This window comes from Streptomyces sp. AM 2-1-1 (assembly GCF_029167645.1).
Lineage (GTDB): Bacteria > Actinomycetota > Actinomycetes > Streptomycetales > Streptomycetaceae > Streptomyces.
Genome location: NZ_CP119147.1, coordinates 119,704 through 137,141 on the forward strand (window position 1 = coordinate 119,704; position 17,438 = coordinate 137,141).

At 73.9% G+C, this 17,438-nt stretch carries 16 protein-coding genes; 8 read left to right on the top strand and 8 right to left on the bottom strand.

Features of this window, described 5'->3' with window-relative positions:
- Positions 1-26: 26 nt before the first annotated feature.
- From PZB77_RS00575 to PZB77_RS00590, 4 genes are all read right to left on the bottom strand, one after another.
- Entirely contained in the window at positions 27-407 is a 381-nt protein-coding gene (locus tag PZB77_RS00575; protein WP_275495859.1) for a DUF742 domain-containing protein, read from the bottom strand.
- A gap of 103 nt (positions 408-510) precedes the next feature.
- Positions 511-945 (bottom strand): roadblock/LC7 domain-containing protein, encoded by a 435-nt coding sequence (locus tag PZB77_RS00580; protein ID WP_275490522.1) that lies wholly within the window; start codon positions 943-945, stop codon positions 511-513.
- On the bottom strand, positions 942-3,524 hold the full coding sequence (locus tag PZB77_RS00585; protein ID WP_275490523.1) for an ATP-binding protein: 2,583 nt from the start codon (positions 3,522-3,524) through the stop codon (positions 942-944). Before PZB77_RS00585 ends, PZB77_RS00580 begins: the two co-directional genes overlap by 4 nt.
- Before the next feature lie 74 nt (positions 3,525-3,598).
- Positions 3,599-4,423 (bottom strand): MHYT domain-containing protein, encoded by an 825-nt coding sequence (locus PZB77_RS00590; protein ID WP_275490524.1) that lies wholly within the window; start codon positions 4,421-4,423, stop codon positions 3,599-3,601.
- Between the two features lie 281 nt (positions 4,424-4,704).
- On the opposite strand from PZB77_RS00590, the gene PZB77_RS00595 reads away from it, so the two are divergent.
- Complete coding sequence (locus PZB77_RS00595) at positions 4,705-5,331, top strand: methyltransferase domain-containing protein (RefSeq protein WP_275490525.1); 627 nt, start codon at positions 4,705-4,707, stop codon at positions 5,329-5,331.
- A gap of 244 nt (positions 5,332-5,575) precedes the next feature.
- Here the strand turns inward: PZB77_RS00595 and PZB77_RS00600 are convergent, their stop codons facing one another.
- Positions 5,576-6,481 (bottom strand): oxygenase MpaB family protein, encoded by a 906-nt coding sequence (locus PZB77_RS00600; protein WP_275490526.1) that lies wholly within the window; start codon positions 6,479-6,481, stop codon positions 5,576-5,578.
- 189 nt (positions 6,482-6,670) lie between these two features.
- Here PZB77_RS00600 and PZB77_RS00605 point away from each other — a divergent pair, with 189 nt between their 5' ends.
- On the top strand, positions 6,671-7,513 hold the full coding sequence (locus PZB77_RS00605; protein ID WP_275495860.1) for a hypothetical protein: 843 nt from the start codon (positions 6,671-6,673) through the stop codon (positions 7,511-7,513).
- A 98-nt stretch (positions 7,514-7,611) separates the two neighbouring features.
- On the opposite strand, the gene PZB77_RS00610 is transcribed toward PZB77_RS00605, so the two are convergent.
- Complete coding sequence (locus tag PZB77_RS00610) at positions 7,612-7,794, bottom strand: hypothetical protein (RefSeq protein ID WP_275490527.1); 183 nt, start codon at positions 7,792-7,794, stop codon at positions 7,612-7,614.
- A gap of 83 nt (positions 7,795-7,877) precedes the next feature.
- On the bottom strand, positions 7,878-9,035 hold the full coding sequence (locus PZB77_RS00615) for an acyl-CoA desaturase (protein WP_275490528.1): 1,158 nt from the start codon (positions 9,033-9,035) through the stop codon (positions 7,878-7,880).
- A gap of 389 nt (positions 9,036-9,424) precedes the next feature.
- Here PZB77_RS00615 and PZB77_RS00620 point away from each other — a divergent pair, with 389 nt between their 5' ends.
- From PZB77_RS00620 to PZB77_RS00645, 6 genes are all read left to right on the top strand, one after another.
- The gene (locus PZB77_RS00620; protein WP_275495861.1) at positions 9,425-12,289 is read left to right on the top strand and encodes a DEAD/DEAH box helicase; all 2,865 of its coding nucleotides are present in this window, start codon (positions 9,425-9,427) and stop codon (positions 12,287-12,289) included.
- Between the two features lie 131 nt (positions 12,290-12,420).
- Positions 12,421-13,638, top strand: coding sequence for an SWF or SNF family helicase (locus PZB77_RS00625; RefSeq protein WP_275495862.1), 1,218 nt, complete (start codon positions 12,421-12,423; stop codon positions 13,636-13,638).
- Positions 13,639-13,863: 225 nt separating this feature from the next.
- Positions 13,864-14,988 (top strand): MFS transporter, encoded by a 1,125-nt coding sequence (locus PZB77_RS00630; RefSeq protein ID WP_275495863.1) that lies wholly within the window; start codon positions 13,864-13,866, stop codon positions 14,986-14,988.
- A gap of 124 nt (positions 14,989-15,112) precedes the next feature.
- Positions 15,113-15,694, top strand: coding sequence for an N-acetylmuramoyl-L-alanine amidase (locus tag PZB77_RS00635; RefSeq protein ID WP_275490529.1), 582 nt, complete (start codon positions 15,113-15,115; stop codon positions 15,692-15,694).
- A gap of 55 nt (positions 15,695-15,749) precedes the next feature.
- Positions 15,750-16,040 (top strand): hypothetical protein, encoded by a 291-nt coding sequence (locus tag PZB77_RS00640; RefSeq protein ID WP_275490530.1) that lies wholly within the window; start codon positions 15,750-15,752, stop codon positions 16,038-16,040.
- 108 nt (positions 16,041-16,148) lie between these two features.
- A protein-coding gene (locus PZB77_RS00645; RefSeq protein ID WP_275490531.1) for an IS5 family transposase occupies positions 16,149-16,978 on the top strand; the annotation gives its coding sequence in 2 pieces (ribosomal slippage) (positions 16,149-16,475 and positions 16,478-16,978; 828 coding nt in all).
- Here the strand turns inward: PZB77_RS00645 and PZB77_RS00650 are convergent.
- Positions 16,975-17,352, bottom strand: coding sequence for a DUF2750 domain-containing protein (locus tag PZB77_RS00650; RefSeq protein WP_343299829.1), 378 nt, complete (start codon positions 17,350-17,352; stop codon positions 16,975-16,977). The two genes, PZB77_RS00645 and PZB77_RS00650, sit on opposite strands and share 4 nt — an antisense overlap.
- Between the last annotated feature and the right edge of the window lie 86 nt (positions 17,353-17,438).

Here is a 17,438-nt window from a genome sequence, read left to right on the forward strand (position 1 = left end):
GGCCCTCCCGTGGTTCGCCGTAGCCGTCAGAGTGCCCGCAGTCCGTCGATGACCTCACACAGGATGCGTTCGTCGGGCAGTCGGGCCGGCGGGACGGGGCGGCGCACCGAGACGTGGCCGCCCTCCAGCAGGTCGCCGAGGAGCACCCGCACCACCCCGACCGGAAGGTCGGCGTCGGCGGCGAGTTCGGCGACCGACTGCGTCTCGTCCCGGCACAGGGCGAGGAGCGCCCGGTGTTCCGGTCCGAGCAGCGTCTCGGCGTCACCCTCCGGCACGCCGTCGGCCACGACCAGGGCGATGAGGTCGAACCGCACTCCGTTCGGTCCCGGTTCGGTACGTCCTCCGGTGACGGCGTAGGGGCGCACCAGCGGCCCCGCGTCCGCGTCGTACCACTGGCTTCCGCGCAGGGCGTCGGCGCCGGTGCCCCTCTCCCGGTCGCGGTAGGGATCGTGGAACCCGGGGTGTGCCCCGTCGGCGGGGTCGTCGGACCTGCTCACCGTCTCTCTCCCCTCAGCCCGCGGCGGGTGGATGGGAGAGCCGCGCCGGCGTGCGCAGATGCTCGCCGACCCGTTTGACGAGGCGTGCCATCTCGTAGGCGACCAGGCCGATGTCCGCCGCGGCGGTGCTCAGCACCGCCAGGCAGGAGCCGTCGCCGGCCGCGACGACGAAGAGGAAGCCGTCGTCCATCTCCACCATCGTCTGGCGCACCCCACCCGCGCCGAAGTGCCGGCCCGCGCCCTTGGCCAGGCTGTGGAAGCCGGACGCGACGGCCGCCAGGTGTTCGGCGTCCTCGCGACTGAGCACGCTGGAGGCGCCGACCGCCAGGCCGTCGCCGGAGAGGACGACGGCGTGCCGTACCTCCGCGGCCCTCCCCACCAGATCGTCCAGCAGCCAGTCGAGTTCGCCCGAGGGGTGGTTCAATGTCGTCCTTCCGTCCGTGGTCATCCGGGATCTCCTGTGCGGAGGGGGCCGGCTGCCGGGCCGGGCGCGCTGCCGCGCCGCCATCCGTCGCGGTAGGCGGTCATGCGGTCCCGGACCTGTTCGGGTGTGCGCTCGGCCGGCTCCCCGGCGCGCGGCGCACTGGGCGTCCGGGCCTGCCCGTCGCGGAGCTGGGGCACGAGGTGCGCCTGCCGGACGCGCCGGGGAAGCCGGTCGTCCCCGGCGATCGGGGACGCCGGCTCGGCCGGGCCGGCCGGCGTCGCCCGGAGCGTGGTCCGGGAACGACCGCGCTCGGGCGCCTTGTCGCCGCCCGGGGCGCCCGGTCGGCGTCTCAGCGCGGTGACCGGGGCGGGCTCCGCCCCGGAGGCTGGATCGGGGTCGGGAACCGCGACGGGTGGCGGGAAGACCGTACGGTGCGTGGGGCCGGTGAGCACCGTCCGCTCCGGGGGCGTCCCCTCGGCGGCGGCCGGCGGCGCCGTGCCGGCCGGCTCCGCGTTCGGTGCCCGGTCCTCGTGGAGGAGCGCGGTCGGCAGCAGGACCACGGCGGTGGTGCCGCCGTACGGGGAGGTGCGCAGGCCCACCTTGATCCGGTGGCGGGAGGCGAGGCGGCTGACCACGAAGAGCCCGAGCCGGTCGCTGTCGAAGAGGTCGAGCGCCTCGGACTGCTCGATGCGCTTGTTGGCCCGGGTCAGGAGCTCGCCGCCCATGCCGAGGCCCCGGTCCTCGATCTCGATCGCGTAGCCGTTGCCCACGGGTTCGCCGCTGATCCGCACCGTGGTGTGCGGCGGGGAGAACTGAGCGGCGTTCTCGACGAGTTCGGCGAGCAGGTGGGTGAGGTCGGCGACGGCGGAGCCCGTCACGGAGACGTCGTCGAGCCTGCGTACCTCGACGCGGGCGTACTCCTCGATCTCCGAGACGGCCGCCCGGACGACCTGGGTGAGCGGTACGGGCTTGCGCCAGGCGCGGCCGGGGGCGGCGCCGGAGAGGATGATCAGGCTTTCGGCGTGCCGGCGCATCCGGGTGGTCAGGTGGTCGAGGCGGAAGAGGTCGGCCAGTTCGCCGGGGTCCTCGGCACGGCGTTCCATGCCGTCGAGGAGAGTCAGCTGACGGTGGACCAGGACCTGGCTGCGGCGGGCGAGGTTGACGAAGACTCCGGCGATGCCACCGGCGAGTTCGGCGCGCTCCGCCGCAGCGCTGAGGGCGGCGCGGTGCACGGTGTCGAGCGCCTCGCCGACCTGTCCGATCTCGTCCTGGGACGGTCTGCGCGGCGGCGACCCGGCCGAGACGTCGATCTTCTCCCCCGCACGCAGCCGTTCCATCGCACGCGGCAGTTCGCGGCGCGCGATGGCCAGGGCGCTGTCGCGCAGACTCACCAGTTCCGTGACGAGCCCGCTGCCGATGCGCACGGAGATGACGAGCGCGGCGACCACGGCCGCGAAGCCGAAGAGGACCGCGGCGCCCTCGGCGCTCGTCAGCCCGGCGGTCAGCGGGTCCGAGCGGCCCGCCACCTCCGCCGCCGCGGCGGCTTCCAGGGCGTGCAACCGGGCGAGCACCCGGCCGCCCGCCCGGTCCCAGGCGCCGACCGGCACCGCACGGGCGGCCGGAGGGCCGGGGTGCGCGGCGAGCACCGCGTCCTCGGCGTCTTCCACGGCGCGGTAGGAGCTGTGGGCGGCGAGGTCCTGCCAGGCGTCCCGTTCGCCGGCGGGCAGGTCGGCGACGGCGGTCTCCGTGAAGGAACGCCGTGCCTCGACGGCTCCGGTGAACCGGACCAGTGCCCGCCCGTCGAGGGTGCCGGTCCGGGCGGCCACGGCGAGGAGGACGTCCTCGCGGGCCAGCATCTCGTCCGCCCGGCCGAGTTCCAGCAGCACGCGGGCCTCGGGGCCGGCGTCGGTGTTCTGGATCGCGGTGAGCGCCCCGAGCACCCCGAAGGCCGCGCCGACGGCGTCGGTGTACGCGAGGTAGGCGCCGTCCCGCTCGGTGTCGCTGTCCGCCCGGCCGTCCCGGGAAGCGAGGAGACGGTTCCGCAGCGGGCCGAGACCGTCGGTGCGGGAGACGAGGACGTCCATGCGCGCGGCGAGACCGGCGGGGAGACCGCCGGTGTCCGCCACCGTGTGGTCGTCACCCATCCGCAGCCGGCCGAGCGCCGCGTCGGTGCGCGCGGCGCGGTCCTCCAGGACCGCGGCCGCGTGCTCCCCCGGTGCCGCCGACTGGACGAGGGCTGCCTTCCGCTCGGCCTGGAGCGCGTCGAGGGCCTGCCGCACCGGGGTCCGTACCGTCGCGTCCACGTGCTCGGCCTGGCGCAGCCGCGCCACTTCCTGGGCCGTGGTGACGGTCGCGAGACCCCACAGGGCGAGCAGGGAGACGACGGGCACCATCAGCAGGGCGAGCACCTTGGCGCGTACGGTCCGGGGCCGCGGGGACCAGGTGCGCCGGTCTCCCGGCGGGTCCTGCGGTTGCCGCGCACGGACGCCGGGCGCGACCCGCTCGTCGGCCGGAGGGCCCGCGTGCGCGCGCCGGCCGCGCACCGGGGGTATGGGCCGGTCGGCCTGGGCGCCGGGCGCCTGGGTGGTGCGGAGTGGGCGCATGGCCTCTTCGTTCCGGGTCGGGAAGGGCTGGACAGGGGGTGTGCGGGGGGAACGGCGCGGGGACGACGGGCCGGTCAGGGGGCGGCGGCCGACGGCGACGGGTCGCCGGACGTGGTGAGGCGGTCGGTGTGCCGGGCCCGCTGGGCCGCGACCGACGCGTACGTGCCGGAGCCGGCGTCCCGTGCCGTGGGCGAGAGCGCGACGAACGCCGAGGTGAGGAAGAGGTAGGAGCCGAGCCCGACGGTCAGGGGGAAGATGAACTGCATGGCCGTGGCACCGGGCAGGGGAGCGGCGGACGGGGCGACGTCGACGCCGACCGCCAGCATCCCGGTGTAGTGCATGGAGCTGACCGCGGCGCCCATCACGAGGGAGGCGAGCGCCACGGCTCCGGGGGTGTGGATGTGGAGGGCCGCCCAGAGGGCCGCCGTCGCCGCGACGACGGCGATCACCACGGAGACCGTGACCATGACCGGGTCGTAGTGCACCTCGCCGTGCAGTCGGAGGGCCGCCATGCCGAGGTAGTGCATGCTCGCGACGCCGAGGCCGGTGGTGAGCCCACCGGTCAGCAGGGCCCGGGCACCGTTGCGGCCGTGCCCCACGGCGAAGACGCCGATCCCGACGACCACCATGGCGACGACGAGGCTGAGCAGGGTCGGCCCGACGTCGTAGCGGATGTCCGTCCCGGTGACCCCGAAGCCGAGCATGGCGACGAAGTGCATGGTCCAGATGCCGGTACCGAGGGCGGATGCCGCGGTGAGCAGCCAGTTGCGCCGCGAGCGGCCGCTGGTGCGGAGTGCGCGCACGGTGCATCGGAGTCCGAGCGCCGCGCCGGTGGATGCCATCGCGTACGACAGCACGGGTGTCAGCCAGCCGAAGGCGGCGTGGTCCAGGTGTCCCATAGACCGGGGACGGTAGCCCGGCGGGCCGTACCCGCCGGGGGCATACTTCGAAAGATCATGGAATATGACGGATCGGCGTGCTCAACCGATCGGAGAGTGGCTGATTCTGTCGCCTGAAGGAGCGTGACAGAGCCGGACATTGTCGCCATGAAACCGCCACGAGCGGGGGTGTCCCGCGGAACACGTACCTGCTTCCGCACTTCGGCAGAGCATTCCCGGCCGGGCGTGGACTCACCCCTCCTACCGTCCCGATCCGGCCGGTGACCCACGATCATGTCTGCATGAGCGATGAGCGGACACGCGTACGGGACTTCTTCACCGAGCGGGCGGCCGGCTGGGACGCGCGCTTCGCCGGCGACGGACCCGCATACGCCTCGGCGGTGGGCCTTCTCGGGCTCCGGCCGGGGGACGCGGTACTCGACGCGGGCTGCGGTACGGGGCGTGCGCTGCCGGCCCTGCGCGAGGCGGTCGGACCGGCCGGCCGGGTTCTGGGCGCCGATCTGACGCCCGCGATGCTCCGCGAGGCGGTGCGGGCCGGACGGGACCGGAGGGCCGCACTGATGCTCGCCGATGTCGAGCGGGTCCCCCTCGGCGACGCGGTCCTGGACGCCGTCTTCGGCGCCGGGCTCGTCTCCCACCTCGCCCGGCCGCAGGCCGGCCTGCGCGAACTCGCCCGTGTGGTGCGCCCGGGCGGGCGGCTGGCCCTGTTCCATCCGGTCGGCCGGGCAGCCCTCGCCGCCCGGCACGGCCGGGCACTCAGTGAGGACGATCTGCGTGCCGAGACCCGCCTGGGCCCCCTGCTGGCCCGTGCAGGGTGGCGCCTGGACGCGTACACCGACGAGGACGACCGGTTCCTCGCCCTGGCCCGTCGTACGCCGGCGACCGGGGGCGGACCGGCTACGCCGTGAGGGCTCGCCCCGACACGGCGGCGAACGCGTCGGGACGGGTCACCATGCTGGGGTGCCCCGCCCCGGGGACGGTTTCCACCCGCACGCCCCCGGCGATCGGCTCGGCGCGGCCCGGAAGTTCCTCGCCCCCCGGCCCTGGAGGTGGACGCGCTCCGCGGTGCCGGTCACCGGCATCCGCCGCACGGGCGGCTCGGTCCGGGCGACCGGCGAGGCGGAGCTGCGCCGGCCGCGCGACGTCCTGGAATCACCCGGTGGCGCCACCCTCCGACGTGCGCCGGTGCGGCACCGGGCAGCCGCGTACGCCCGGGGTGGGGAAGGTGCCGAGCGCGGCCACCTCGTACCCGTCCGGGTAACCCTTGATCTCGGGGTTCTGGCGGGCGTAGTGCGGTGCGGACCGGGGCGGCAGCAGCCGGACCGCCCGGGCCCGGAGCCGCAGCGCTCCCCTGGTCAGGCCGCGCGCGAGGACGCCCGGACGCCGGTAGCGGAAGGCTTCCAGCAGCGCCTCGTCGAGAAGGGCGAGACTCGCCCCGCGCACCAGCGGCGCGAGCGGCGCCGGATACCAGGAGGCCATCAGGTCCAGAGTGGCGTCGGAGACCTGCCTGGCGCCCTCGTCCCACCCGAAGTGATCCCTCTCGTACGCGTCGAGGGTCTCCTCGAACTCCTCGTAGGTGCGGGGCGGGTCCGGGATGCCCAGGTGCGCGCCGAGCGTGCGGTAGTAGACGGCGTACGCCTGGCGTTCGTGGGCGGAGAGCCGCCGCCAGCCGTACGCGTCCAGCCAGCGCTTCGGGACGACGACGAAGGTGCAGAGCACATAGCGCATGTCGTCGTCGCCGATGTCGTAGGCGCGGTGCATCGCGTTGATCCGGCGGATCGCCGTCCGGCCGCTGTCGGAGTCGAAGCCGTGCTCCACGACGGTGTCGAGGAGGAGCGCCGTGTCGTCGTAGCGCTTCTGGGAACGGTCCGTCAGCTCCGCCGTGCGGGCCAGCAGCCGGCCGATGGCGGGGACGGCATAGGTGCGGTACAGGGCGAGTTCGAGGGCACGGGTGACGTCCCAGGGGAACTCGAGCGTGACAGAGAGGCGGTAGATCCGGAGGAAGTCGCGTTCCGGATCGAGGCCCTGGATTTCCTTCAGCCGGTCGTACCGCTTCACGCCGTCCCCCTCCGCCGGTGCCCGGAGCCGTCCACTCTACGGCGCGGACACGGCGACGGCGGGGGTGTCGACCTCTCCCGGAGGACTTCCGCGGTCCGCGACCTCGGCTTCCCGCGAGGTCTCGACGGCGAGGTTACCGGGTGGTTAGGGTGCGCCGACGAACGAGCGTCGATGCAGGAGGAGGACACCGTGGCCGGTGCGGACGAGATGGTCGCCGCCGACGACGCGCTGTACGTGCTGACCGCGCTGCTGCTGACCCCCGCGAGCTTCCCCACCGTGCTGGGCGACGACTATCCGGCCGCGTGCCACGCGCTCGGCCTCGAACCGTACGCGCAGGGGTACGGCCTCGTGTTCGGCCAGGACGGCGAGGGCGCCCGCTGGACCGTGGTGACCGAGGACGTCACCCTCGTCGCCGGGGCCATCGCCGCCTGGGACTGCGGCATCCGTCAGGAACTCTCCCCCGACGACCGCACGGTCGTCTGCGCCTTGCCCGGCTGGCCGCTGGAACTCGTGGTCGCCGCGCCCGGGGTTCCCGCGCCGCATGACCCGGACCCCGTCGAGGACGGGCAGGGCGGGGCGCTCCTTCTCACGCCCCCTGACGAGAGCGCGTGGGGTCCGGCGCAGCGACGGCTGGGGGCGGACCAGATCGCCACCGAGTGGGTGGCGTGGCGCGAGCAGGCCGACTCCGCCGTCTCCCCCGCGGCGCTTCCGTCCGGGGAGACGGGAGCCGCGTCCGGGGACCCCGGAGCCGCGCCTACGCCGGGGCATCCCGGCGTCCGCGAGGTGATGGAGGAGGCACGGAGTTATCTCGACAACCCTCCGCCGCCGGGGCGCGTCAGGTCCTCCTTCGCCACCGCGGACGCCCGTGTCCTGCGGGTAGACGGACCCGGGTGGTCCCTGGTGGCCCGGACCGGCGACATGGCGTTCGTCCTGCTGGACGAGGAGCCGCGCGAGGTGCTGCAGGTCCGGCAGGGACCGCGGCTCTCCGCGCTCCTGTCCGCCTTGGACGAGCTGGCCGCCCGGCCCGCGTGACAGCGCTCCGCGATGTCACACGCGTTCGCGTGCCCGGCGCGGCCCGGCGGGAAGTCCCCGTGCGCGCTGGGTGCGGCGCACCGCCGCGACCGGGCTGTTCAGCCTCGGATCTCCTTGCGGCGCATGCGCCGGATCCTGCGCCGCTGCCCAGGGTCGAGCAGCAGGTATCCGGCGAGGGGCACCGCGATCAGTACCGCGAGGGCCCACCAGAACCCGATGAACGGGATCAGGACGGCCGCCACGACGACTCCCCCGATGACGATCTTCGCGCCGTTCGACATGATGGTGCCTCCTCTGCGGCGGTCGGCCGCCTCTCCAGTGAGAACGCCCGTGCGGTACGTACGGTTCCCGGCCCGCCGCCGGCTCAGCGCAACGGTGCGCCGACCTCGTGCATGTGGGCCAGACCCTGCCGGTAGGACTCGACGAGTCCGGTCTCCGTGTACGGCATCCCGATCCCGCGGCAGTACTCCTTGACGAGCGGCTGGGCGAGGCGCAGGTGCGGGCGGGGCATGCTCGGGAACAGGTGGTGCTCGATCTGGTAGTTCAGTCCGCCGAGGAACCAGTCCGTGAGAACGGCGCCGCGGACGTTGCGGGAGGTGAGGACCTGGCGTTGCAGATGGCCCCAGCGGTCACCGTCGGGGTCGGGCATCTCCATGCCCTTGTGGTTGGGGGCGAAGGCCATACCCAGGTGCAGCCCGAAGAGCGCGTGGAGCAGCAGCGCGAAGACGAGGGCCTTCGGCGGGGACATGGCGGCGAGGAACAGCGTGCCCCAGAGCGCGAGATGGGCGATCATCAGCAGCCCGGAGAGGAAGCGTTCGGTGCCGCGCTGACGGCTCAGGAACCGGAAGCCGGAGACCTTCAGGGCTATGCCCTCCAGCAGCAGCAGCGGGAAGAAGAGGCGCGCCTGATGGCGGGTGAGCCAACGGGCGAACCCCTCCCGCCGGGCCGCCTGCCGCTGGGTCCAGACCAGGGCCCCCACGCCGACGTCGGGATCCTTGTCGACGTGGTTGGGGTGGGCGTGATGGCGGACGTGCTTGTCGTTCCACCACGCCTCGTTCATGCCGAGCAGCAGGTTTCCGTGCACGAGGCCGATGATCCGGCCGGTCCTGCGGTCCCCGGTGATCTGGGCGTGCCCGGCGTCGTGCCCGACGAAGGCGGTCCGGGTCCACAGGACGGCCAGGGGGGCCGCGAGGAGCAGCGTCCACCAGGTGTCGCCGAGGAGCACGATGCCGGCGGCGACCGCGGCGAGGGCGAGCGCGTTGACGGTGATGCCCCTGGCGTACCAGCCGGTGCGGCGGTCCAGGAGTCCCTGGCCCCTGACGGTCTTCAGGAGCGGTGCGAAGTCGCTGGCGCCGGCGGTCCGTCCGGCGTCCGGAGCGGGCGCCGGTACGGATGCCGCGGGCGCGGCGGAACCGGGTCCGGTGCGCGGGGCGGACAGGACACCGGGCGTGCCCGGGGTGGCCGCGGGTTCCGCGGGCCGCGATCCGGCCGGTTCGGTGGCGGTGGTGGTCGTCTGGGGCATGGCGTCTCCAGCTCTTCGGACGGGTGCGCCTACCCGAGGAAACGTAATGACGGGGGCGGGGCCGCTGCCATGGCGCCACCATCCCGATGAGCAGGGGGCATTCCCCCTCCTCCGCCGCTGGTGCTGACCCCCGTGCGAGGTGTCCGGGGGGGCGCGCTCCGGGTACCGACCGTGCGCCGGGCGCCCACGCCGCTCGGCGCCGCGCCGCGGCGGCCTGGTGTAACCTCGGCGCCCGGTTGCCCGGCGGTCGCCGCACGCGGGTCGCGCGGGGCTGCCGGAGTTCCCCGGCAGCGGAACGACCACGGGACCGGTCCTGGGTCCGTCACCCCCGTCACTCTGAGGAAGTCGACATCGCCGCGTACGGTTTTCCCCCGGTCACACCCTTCCCCATCGGTGAACTGGCCCGCCGAGAAGCGGTCTTCCTCCCGGCCGACCCGGCGCGCGCCGGGTCCGTCGCCTTCTGGGACCCGGCGGGTGGGCCGGACGCGCTGCCGGACACGGCGGAGGGGTCCCGGACCACGCTCACGGTCGCCGTCGGCGGGGACGGGACGCGTACGGTGCACGCGCTCCTTCTTCCGGTGCGCGAGGCGCTGCCCCTGCTGACCCGCGGCCGCGCGACGGGGGGCGCCTCGGCGTCCGTGGCGTTCTGGGGGGCGGCGGGGCTGCTGGCCCTGCAGTTCGCGGCTCGCGGGCTGCTGCTGCCGGGACTGAGTGCCGCCTCCCACGACGCGTGGCGGGCCGGTCCGCTCACCGCCGAGGACCTGGCGCGGGTCCGGGAACTGGCGGCGGCGATGCCGCCGGCCGCCCACGCGGTGCCGCTCCCCGGGGAGGCTCCGCTGTCGCTGCCCGATCCGGAGCAGCTCGTGCGGGACTTCCTGGACGCGGTGTCCGACACCCTGCCGCGCACTCCGGCGGCGCCGTCGCTGGCCGGGGGGCCGGCGTTCGCGGCCCACGCGCCGCAACGGGTGCCGCAGTTGCGCACGTGGGCCGCCGAGCTCGCGGCCGGACACGACGCCGGGGTACGGCTCTCGCTGCGGATCGACGTCCTCGGCCTGGACGCCGGAGGGGCGGACGGGGGGCCGGAATCCGGGCCGTCCTTCCGCGTGGTGCTCCAGGTGCACGGCGTCAGCGATCCGGGTCTCGTCGCGGACAGCGCCGCGTTGTGGGCGGCCGACGGGACGGTGGCCCGGCCCTTCGGCCCCCGCGCACGCACGGACGTACTCCTGGGTCTGCGCCGTGCCGTTCGCGCCTGGCCCCCGCTCGCTCCCCTGCTCTCGGCCGCCGTACCGGACGCGGTGGACGTCGACGACGAGGAGATCGCCGAACTGCTGGGCCCCGCGGCGGCGGCCCTCGCCTCGGCGGGCGTCCAGATCCACTGGCCCCGGCAGCTCGCCGGGAGGCTGACGGCACGGGCGACCATCGGTCCGCAGGGGCACGAGGCGGTCCCCGGCCGGGAGGGCGGGGACGGCACCGGGGACGACGGTGGCGGTGCGCCGTCCCCGCTCTCGGCGAGGGGGCCGCTCACGTTCGCTTGGTGGTTCTCCCTGGGCGACCAGCGGCTCACCCGGGAGGAACTCGACCGGCTCGCGGAGGCGAAGCGCCCGGTGGTCCGTCTGCGGGACCAGTGGGTGCTGGTCGATCCCGAGGCGGCGCGGCGCGTCCGCACCGCCGAGGAACGGCCCGTCACACCGGTCGACGCGCTGAGCGCCGTACTGACCGGCTCGGCCGAGGTCGACGGGCGGCTCGTCCCCGTCGAGGCCACCGGCTGGATGGCGCGGCTGCGGGACCGGCTCGCCGGATCCGGGACGGACGGTCCTGCCCGCCCCCAGCCCGAGGCGCTGGCGGCGACCCTGCGCGACTACCAGCTACGGGGCCTGAACTGGCTGGACACCATGACCTCGCTGGGCCTAGGGGCCTGTCTCGCAGACGACATGGGGCTGGGCAAGACCATCACGCTCATCGCCCTCCACCTCCGGCGGCAGGAAGACGCCACCACCGCCGGACCCACGCTGGTGGTCTGCCCGACGTCCCTGATGGGCAACTGGCAGCGGGAGATCGAGAGGTTCGCGCCGGGCACCGCGGTGCGCCGTTTCCACGGGCCGTCCCGTTCCGAGGAGGGCCTGGACCGGGGCGGGTTCGTGCTGACCACGTACGGCACGATGCGGCTGGACGCGGCCCGCCTCGCCCGCACGGAGTGGGGCATGGTGGTCGCCGACGAGGCACAGCACGTGAAGAACGCGCGTGCCGCGACGGCCAGGGCGCTCCGCACCATCGGGTCCGGTGCCCGGGTGGCGCTCACGGGCACCCCGGTGGAGAACAACCTTTCGGAACTGTGGGCCATTCTCGACTGGACCACTCCGGGGCTGCTGGGCCGGCTGGGCACCTTCCGTCGCCGGTACGCGGCGGCCGTCGAAGGCGGGCGGGACCCGGCCGCGGCCGAGCGGCTCGGCGCGCTGGTCCGCCCCTTCCTGCTGCGGCGCCGCAAGTCGGATCCGGGCGTCGCCCCGGAGTTGCCGCCGAAGACGGAGACGGACCACGCGGTCTCGCTGACGTCGGAGCAGGCCGGTCTCTACGAGGCGGTCGTGCGGGAGACCCTCGCGGAGATCGAACGCGCCGACGGCTTCGAGCGGCGGGGTCTGGTCGTGAAGCTGCTCACCTCGCTGAAGCAGATCTGCAACCACCCGGCGCAGTACCTGAAGGAGGAGGACCCGAGGATCGCGGACCGCTCGGGAAAGGTGGAGCTGCTGGACGAACTGCTCGACACCATCCTGGCCGAGGACGGCGGCGTACTCGTGTTCACCCAGTACGTGGCGATGGCGCGGCTGCTGGAACGGCATCTCGCCGGGCGGGGGGTGGTGACCCAGTTCCTGCACGGGGGCACGCCGGTGGCCCGCCGGGAGGAGATGGTCCGCCGGTTCCAGGAGGGCGGGCCGCCGGTGTTCCTGCTCTCCCTCAAGGCGGCGGGCACGGGACTCAACCTCACCCGGGCCGGGCATGTGGTGCACTTCGACCGCTGGTGGAACCCCGCGGTGGAGGCGCAGGCCACCGACCGCGCCCACCGGATGGGTCAGACCCGGCCCGTGCAGGTGCACCGCATCATCGCCGAGGGAACCGTGGAGGACCGGATCGCCGGTCTGCTGGCCCGTAAACAGGGCTTGGCGGACGCGGTGCTGGGGTCCGGCGAGGCGGCGCTGACCGAGCTGACGGACGCGGAACTCAAGGATCTGGTGGCACTGCGGGGGGAGACACGGTGAGCGGTACGCACGAACACCACGGGGACCCGTACGAGGAGGACGAGGAGGGCGTGCACGACGACGGAGAGGGAGCCGGGTACGACGCGCGCGCGTCGCGGGCGCCGAGTGCTCCGGAGCGTGTCTTCGACGCCTTGCCTCCCGCGCCGGGCCGGGCGTTCGCGGCGTCCTGGTGGGGCAAGGCCTGGCTGAAGGCCCTGGAGGACACGGCGCTCGACGGCGCGCAGCTCAAAGCGGGCCGGCGGATCGCCCGGGAAGGCCGGGTGGGCGCCATGTCGGTGCGCCCGGGCCGGATCACCGCCGTGGTGCGCGACCGGGACGGCGCGTACCGCAGCGACGTGCTGGTCCAGACCCTGGGCGACGAGGGATGGGGCTGCTTCCTGGGCATGGCGGTGGAGCGGTCCGGTCATGTCGCGGCGCTGCTCGACCGGGAGATGCCCCCGCATCTGATCGAGGACGCCTCGTCGGCCGGGGTGGACCTGCTGCCGGGGATCGGTGATCTGGAACCGGAATGCTCCTGCGGGGCGTGGGACCACTGCGCGCACTCGGCGGCGCTCTGCTACCAGGTGGCGCGCCTGCTCGACCAGGACCCCTTCGTCCTGCTGCTCCTGCGCGGACGTGACGAACGCCGTCTCCTGGAGGAGCTCCGCACCCGCGGGACAGCGGGCCGGGAGGACACCGCAGCGACGGCGCGCCGGGGTGTTCCCGCCGCCGAGGTGTTCGCCCGGGCGGGGAACCTCCCGGCGCTGCCCGCTCTGCCGCCACTCCCCCCGGAGCCCGGTGCGCCGCCGTCGCCGGACACCGGGACGGGAGCGGCCCCCGGCGTTGATCCGGCCGCGCTGGAGGTACTGGCGGCGGACAGCGCCGTGCGGGCCCACCGGATGCTCCTGGAGGCGCTCGCCCCCGGCCACCGGGACCAGGCGCTCCCCGAGGTGCTGACGCCGGAACAGGACGCGGTGCGTCTCGCGGCCGGGAGCGGCGCCGCACCGTGGGCCGTCGCCCGCCTCGCGTCGGCGGGCGGGCACCTCAGGGCCCGGCCGGCCGCCGCCGTGCTCGCCTGGCAGTTCGGCGGCGTCGCGGCGCTCGCGGTTCTGGACGAGGAGTGGGAGCCCGGCGCCGCGGCGCTCGGCAGGGCCCGGGACCAGCTCTCCGCGGCCTGGGACGAGGGTGAGGCGCCCGCCCTCCGGCGGAGCGGCAACCGCTGGACGGCGCCGGGCCTCGGGGTGCAACTGCGTCTCGGGCGGGACGGTCGCTGGTGGGGGTACCGCAAGGACCGGGGCCGTTGGGTCCCCGCGGGTCCGGCGGACGCCGACCCGGCCGGCGCGCTGGCGGGCGCCGGGGCCGAGGACTGAGCCGTCGGCGCCGGGCCCGGTGGGCGGCGGCCGGGCATCGCCCGGCCGAGGGCGGTCTTCGCGGCGTACGGCTGCCGAACCGGCTTGCACGGTCACCGACGGATGCGGTGGGGTACCACCGTGGACGGTGCTGCGGAAGAGGTGCGGAAGGCGCGGCCGGGAGCGGGTACGACGGTTCCGGCGCGTCCGGACCGGTGGCGCCGCTCGGCGGTGCTCGCCGCCCTGATGCTCGCCGCCTTCACCTTCAACACCGCGGAGAACCTGCCGATCGGCCTGCTGGAACTCATCTCCAGGAGCCTGGGGGTGTCGGTGTCGGCGGTCGGCCTCCTGGTCACCGGGTACGGCGTGACGGTCGCGGTCGCCTCCCTGCCGCTGGCCCACGCCGTCCGGGCGGTGCCGCGGCGCCATGTCCTCACGGGGCTGCTGACCGCGTTGGTCGTGTCCAGTCTCATGGCGGCCCTGGCGACCTCGTACGGGCTGCTCCTGGCGGCCCGGCTGCTGACGGCGCTCGGCCAGGCGCTGTTCTGGGCCGTGATGGGGCCGGTGGCGGTGGGTCTCTTCCCGCCCGGGGTGCGCGGGCGGGTGGTGGGTGCGCTCTCCGTCGCCGGTTCGCTGGCCCTCGTGCTCGGTGTCCCGGCCGGGACCTGGCTGGGCAGGCGGACCGACTGGCCGGTGGCCGTCGCGGGGCCGGCGGTACTGGGGCTCGTCTCCCTCGTGACGATCGCGTTCCTGCTGCCGACCTCCCCTCCGGACGAACAGCCCGCCGCCCACGCGACCCGCCCGGACTCCCGCCGCTTCGCGAGCGTGCTGGTGGCCGGGGCCCTGTCCGCCACGGGGGCGTTCACGGGGTTCACCTACCTCGTGACGTTCCTCGGCGAGGTCGGCGGATTCTCTCCCGGCACGGTGAACGCCCTGCTCGTGGCGTTCGGTGTCGCGTGTCTCGCCGGGGTGAGCGTCACCGGGGCGGTCCTGGACCGCTTCCCGTACGCCGCCCTGACCGCGGCGGTGGCGACGCAGACCCTCGGCATGACCGGCCTCGGCGCCGCCGGTGGAGAACCGGCGGCGACGGTGGCGTCCATGCTGCTGATGGGCGGTGCGCTCGGACCCGTCTTCATGACGACGCAGAACGCCATGCTGCACTGTGCACCGGGGCGTACGGACATCGCCCTCGCGGCGAACTCCGGTGGGTACAACGCCGGTATCGCGGCGGGCGCCGCGCTCGGTGGCCTGGTCCTCCCCCTCGCCGGCGTCCGGGGCGCCTTCCTCGCCGGCGGGCTGGTGAGTGCCGGTGCCTGCGCCGTGCTGCTCGCCGGGCACCTGCCGGGTCGCCGGTCCGAGCCCCAGGGATAGACGGAGGCGGGCACCGCGTACCCGGAACCGAACAGCCGTGCACGTCGTCGTTCGAGGAGAACCCGCCCGCAGCCGCTCGCCGGAAGGGCCTCCACCCGATCCGCCCGCGCCCCTGGAGCAGACCGTGCACCGCAGAAGGATCCTCCGGGGGGCGGCCGGTACCGCTGCCGGCCTCGTCGTACCGGCGCCGGTACGCGGCGTGGACGCGCCCTCGGCGGGTACCGACAGCGCCCACGCCCGCTGGGCCCGCGCCTCGCCCGCCAACTACACCGTTCCCGGGGGCGTCGCGCCCCGGCGGGTCGACCGGGTGGTCGTCCACGTCACCCAGCAGACCTTCACGCAGACGATAGGCATCTTCCAGAACCCGGCGAACAGGGTGTCGGTGCACTACCTCGTGCGGTCCGGCGACGGTTACACCGTCCAGTGCGTACGGGAACGGGACATCGCCTGGCACGCCGGCGCGTGGGACCACAACGTCCGTTCCATCGGCATCGAGCACGAGGGCTGGGTGGACCGGCCGGAGTACTTCACGGCGGCGATGTACGAACGCTCCGCCCGGCTCACCGCGGACATCTGCGACCGCCACGGCATCCCCAGGGACCGTACGCACATCATCGGCCACTACGAGGTGCCGGGGACGGACCACACCGATCCCGGTCCGCTCTGGGACTGGGACCGCTATCTCGGGCTCGTCCGCCTCGCCTGAGCGGCCTTCCTCCCGCGGCCCTTCCGGGCTCCGAACGGTGTGAGCCTCCGCCAACTTGAAGTCGCTGGTCGAAGGGCTGGTGTGCCGGTCTGTCGGGGTGCTCATGCTGGTCGTGGACGTCAGCGTGCGGTCCAAGCTGGAACCGCTGCGGGAGAAGCTGGTCAGACTGACTGACCGCGGGTGGCTGCGGAAAATGCCCGACGGCCAGTTCACCACCCGCCTAAGGGCTGTCCCGCAATTCGTGGTGGATCAGTGCGCGGCGTCAGATGCGGTGCATCGCAAGGCGGAGGGGCGCCCGCATACTGGATGTATGTGGACGTTCCGACAACGCGGCGAGGTGCCGTAGCTGTCGTCGCGCACCCGCCAGGAATTGCGGGACAGCTCTTAGAACTCCTAACGAAATGATTTCCGAGGTGGTTGGATCACTCCGGGACTGACGATCCGGGGGTGCGGGGTGGCTCGGCCGAAGCCGTGGGAAGTCGATGAAGAGTTGTGGGCGGTGATCGAGCCGCTGTTGCCCAAGGTTGAGCGTCGGGCCCGGCATCCCGGGCGCAAGCGGCATCCGGACCGGCTCGTGTTCCAGGGCATCCTGTTCGTCCTGCACACCGGGATCGCCTGGGAACACCTTCCGCAGGAACTCGGCTTCGGCTCGGGCATGACCTGTTGGCGCCGACTGGCCGAGTGGACCGAGGCCGGTGTGTGGCCTCGACTGCACGAGTCCCTCCTCGCCAGGCTCCGCAGCGCGAACGCCCTGGACTTCTCCCGGGCGGCCGTCGACGGCTCCCATATCCGCGCGTTAAAGGGGGCTCCAAGACGGGACGAAGCCCAGTTGACCGGGGCAGGACGGGCAGTAAGCACCACCTGATCACCGACGCCACGGGCATCCCGCTCGCCGCTATCCTGACCGGTGGCAACCGCAACGATGTCACCCAGCTGATCCCACTCCTCCAGGCTGTGCCTCCCGTACGGGGCAAGCGTGGCCGGCCCCGGCGCCGCCCGAACGTGGTGCTGGGTGACCGCGGCTATGACCACGACAAATACCGCCGTCTGGTCTGGGGCCTCGGCGTGAAGCCGGTGATCGCCCGGCGCGGCACCGAGCACGGCTCGGGACTGGGCACTCAACGCTGGGTAGGGGAGCGCGCATTCGCCCACCTGCACTGGTTCCGCCGCCTGCGGATCCGCTGGGAGATACGCGACGACATCCGCGAAGCCTTCCTCACCCTCGGATGCGCACTCGTCTGCTGGCGACGCCTGCGCGCTCTGGTGACCGATGCCGTGGGCTAGCTATCTGCCGCTAGCCGGTTAAGGACTTCCCCGGGGGTGAAGCTCCAGCCGACCAGGCGCGGCCCGCTCCAGTTGGTGCCGATCACGAGTCCATCCCTAGCGGCATCGGGCAGTACAAGATCGCACCAGGTGCCCAGGGGCATGGAATCGACCTGGAGCCCATGCCCCCAGATCTTCGCCGCCCTCTGAGCCCGGGGCGAGGTCGACCAGAAGGGAAAACTGCGCGTGCCGTCCGCGGAGAGGTGAGTCGGGCTTCCTTCATCCTTCCGGACAAGCCAGACCACTCTGCTTGTGCGGACGTCTCGGAAGAATGCCGCTGCTTGCGAACCGCTCTGACTCATGGCCACCGAGCCTAGCGTTCCCCAAAGACCCATTTCGTTAGGAGTTCTTAGGAGCGGTGACGCAGCCGACTGATTGGCTCTGTTACACGAGAACGGGCTCTGACAGCGCCGGTGCTGGA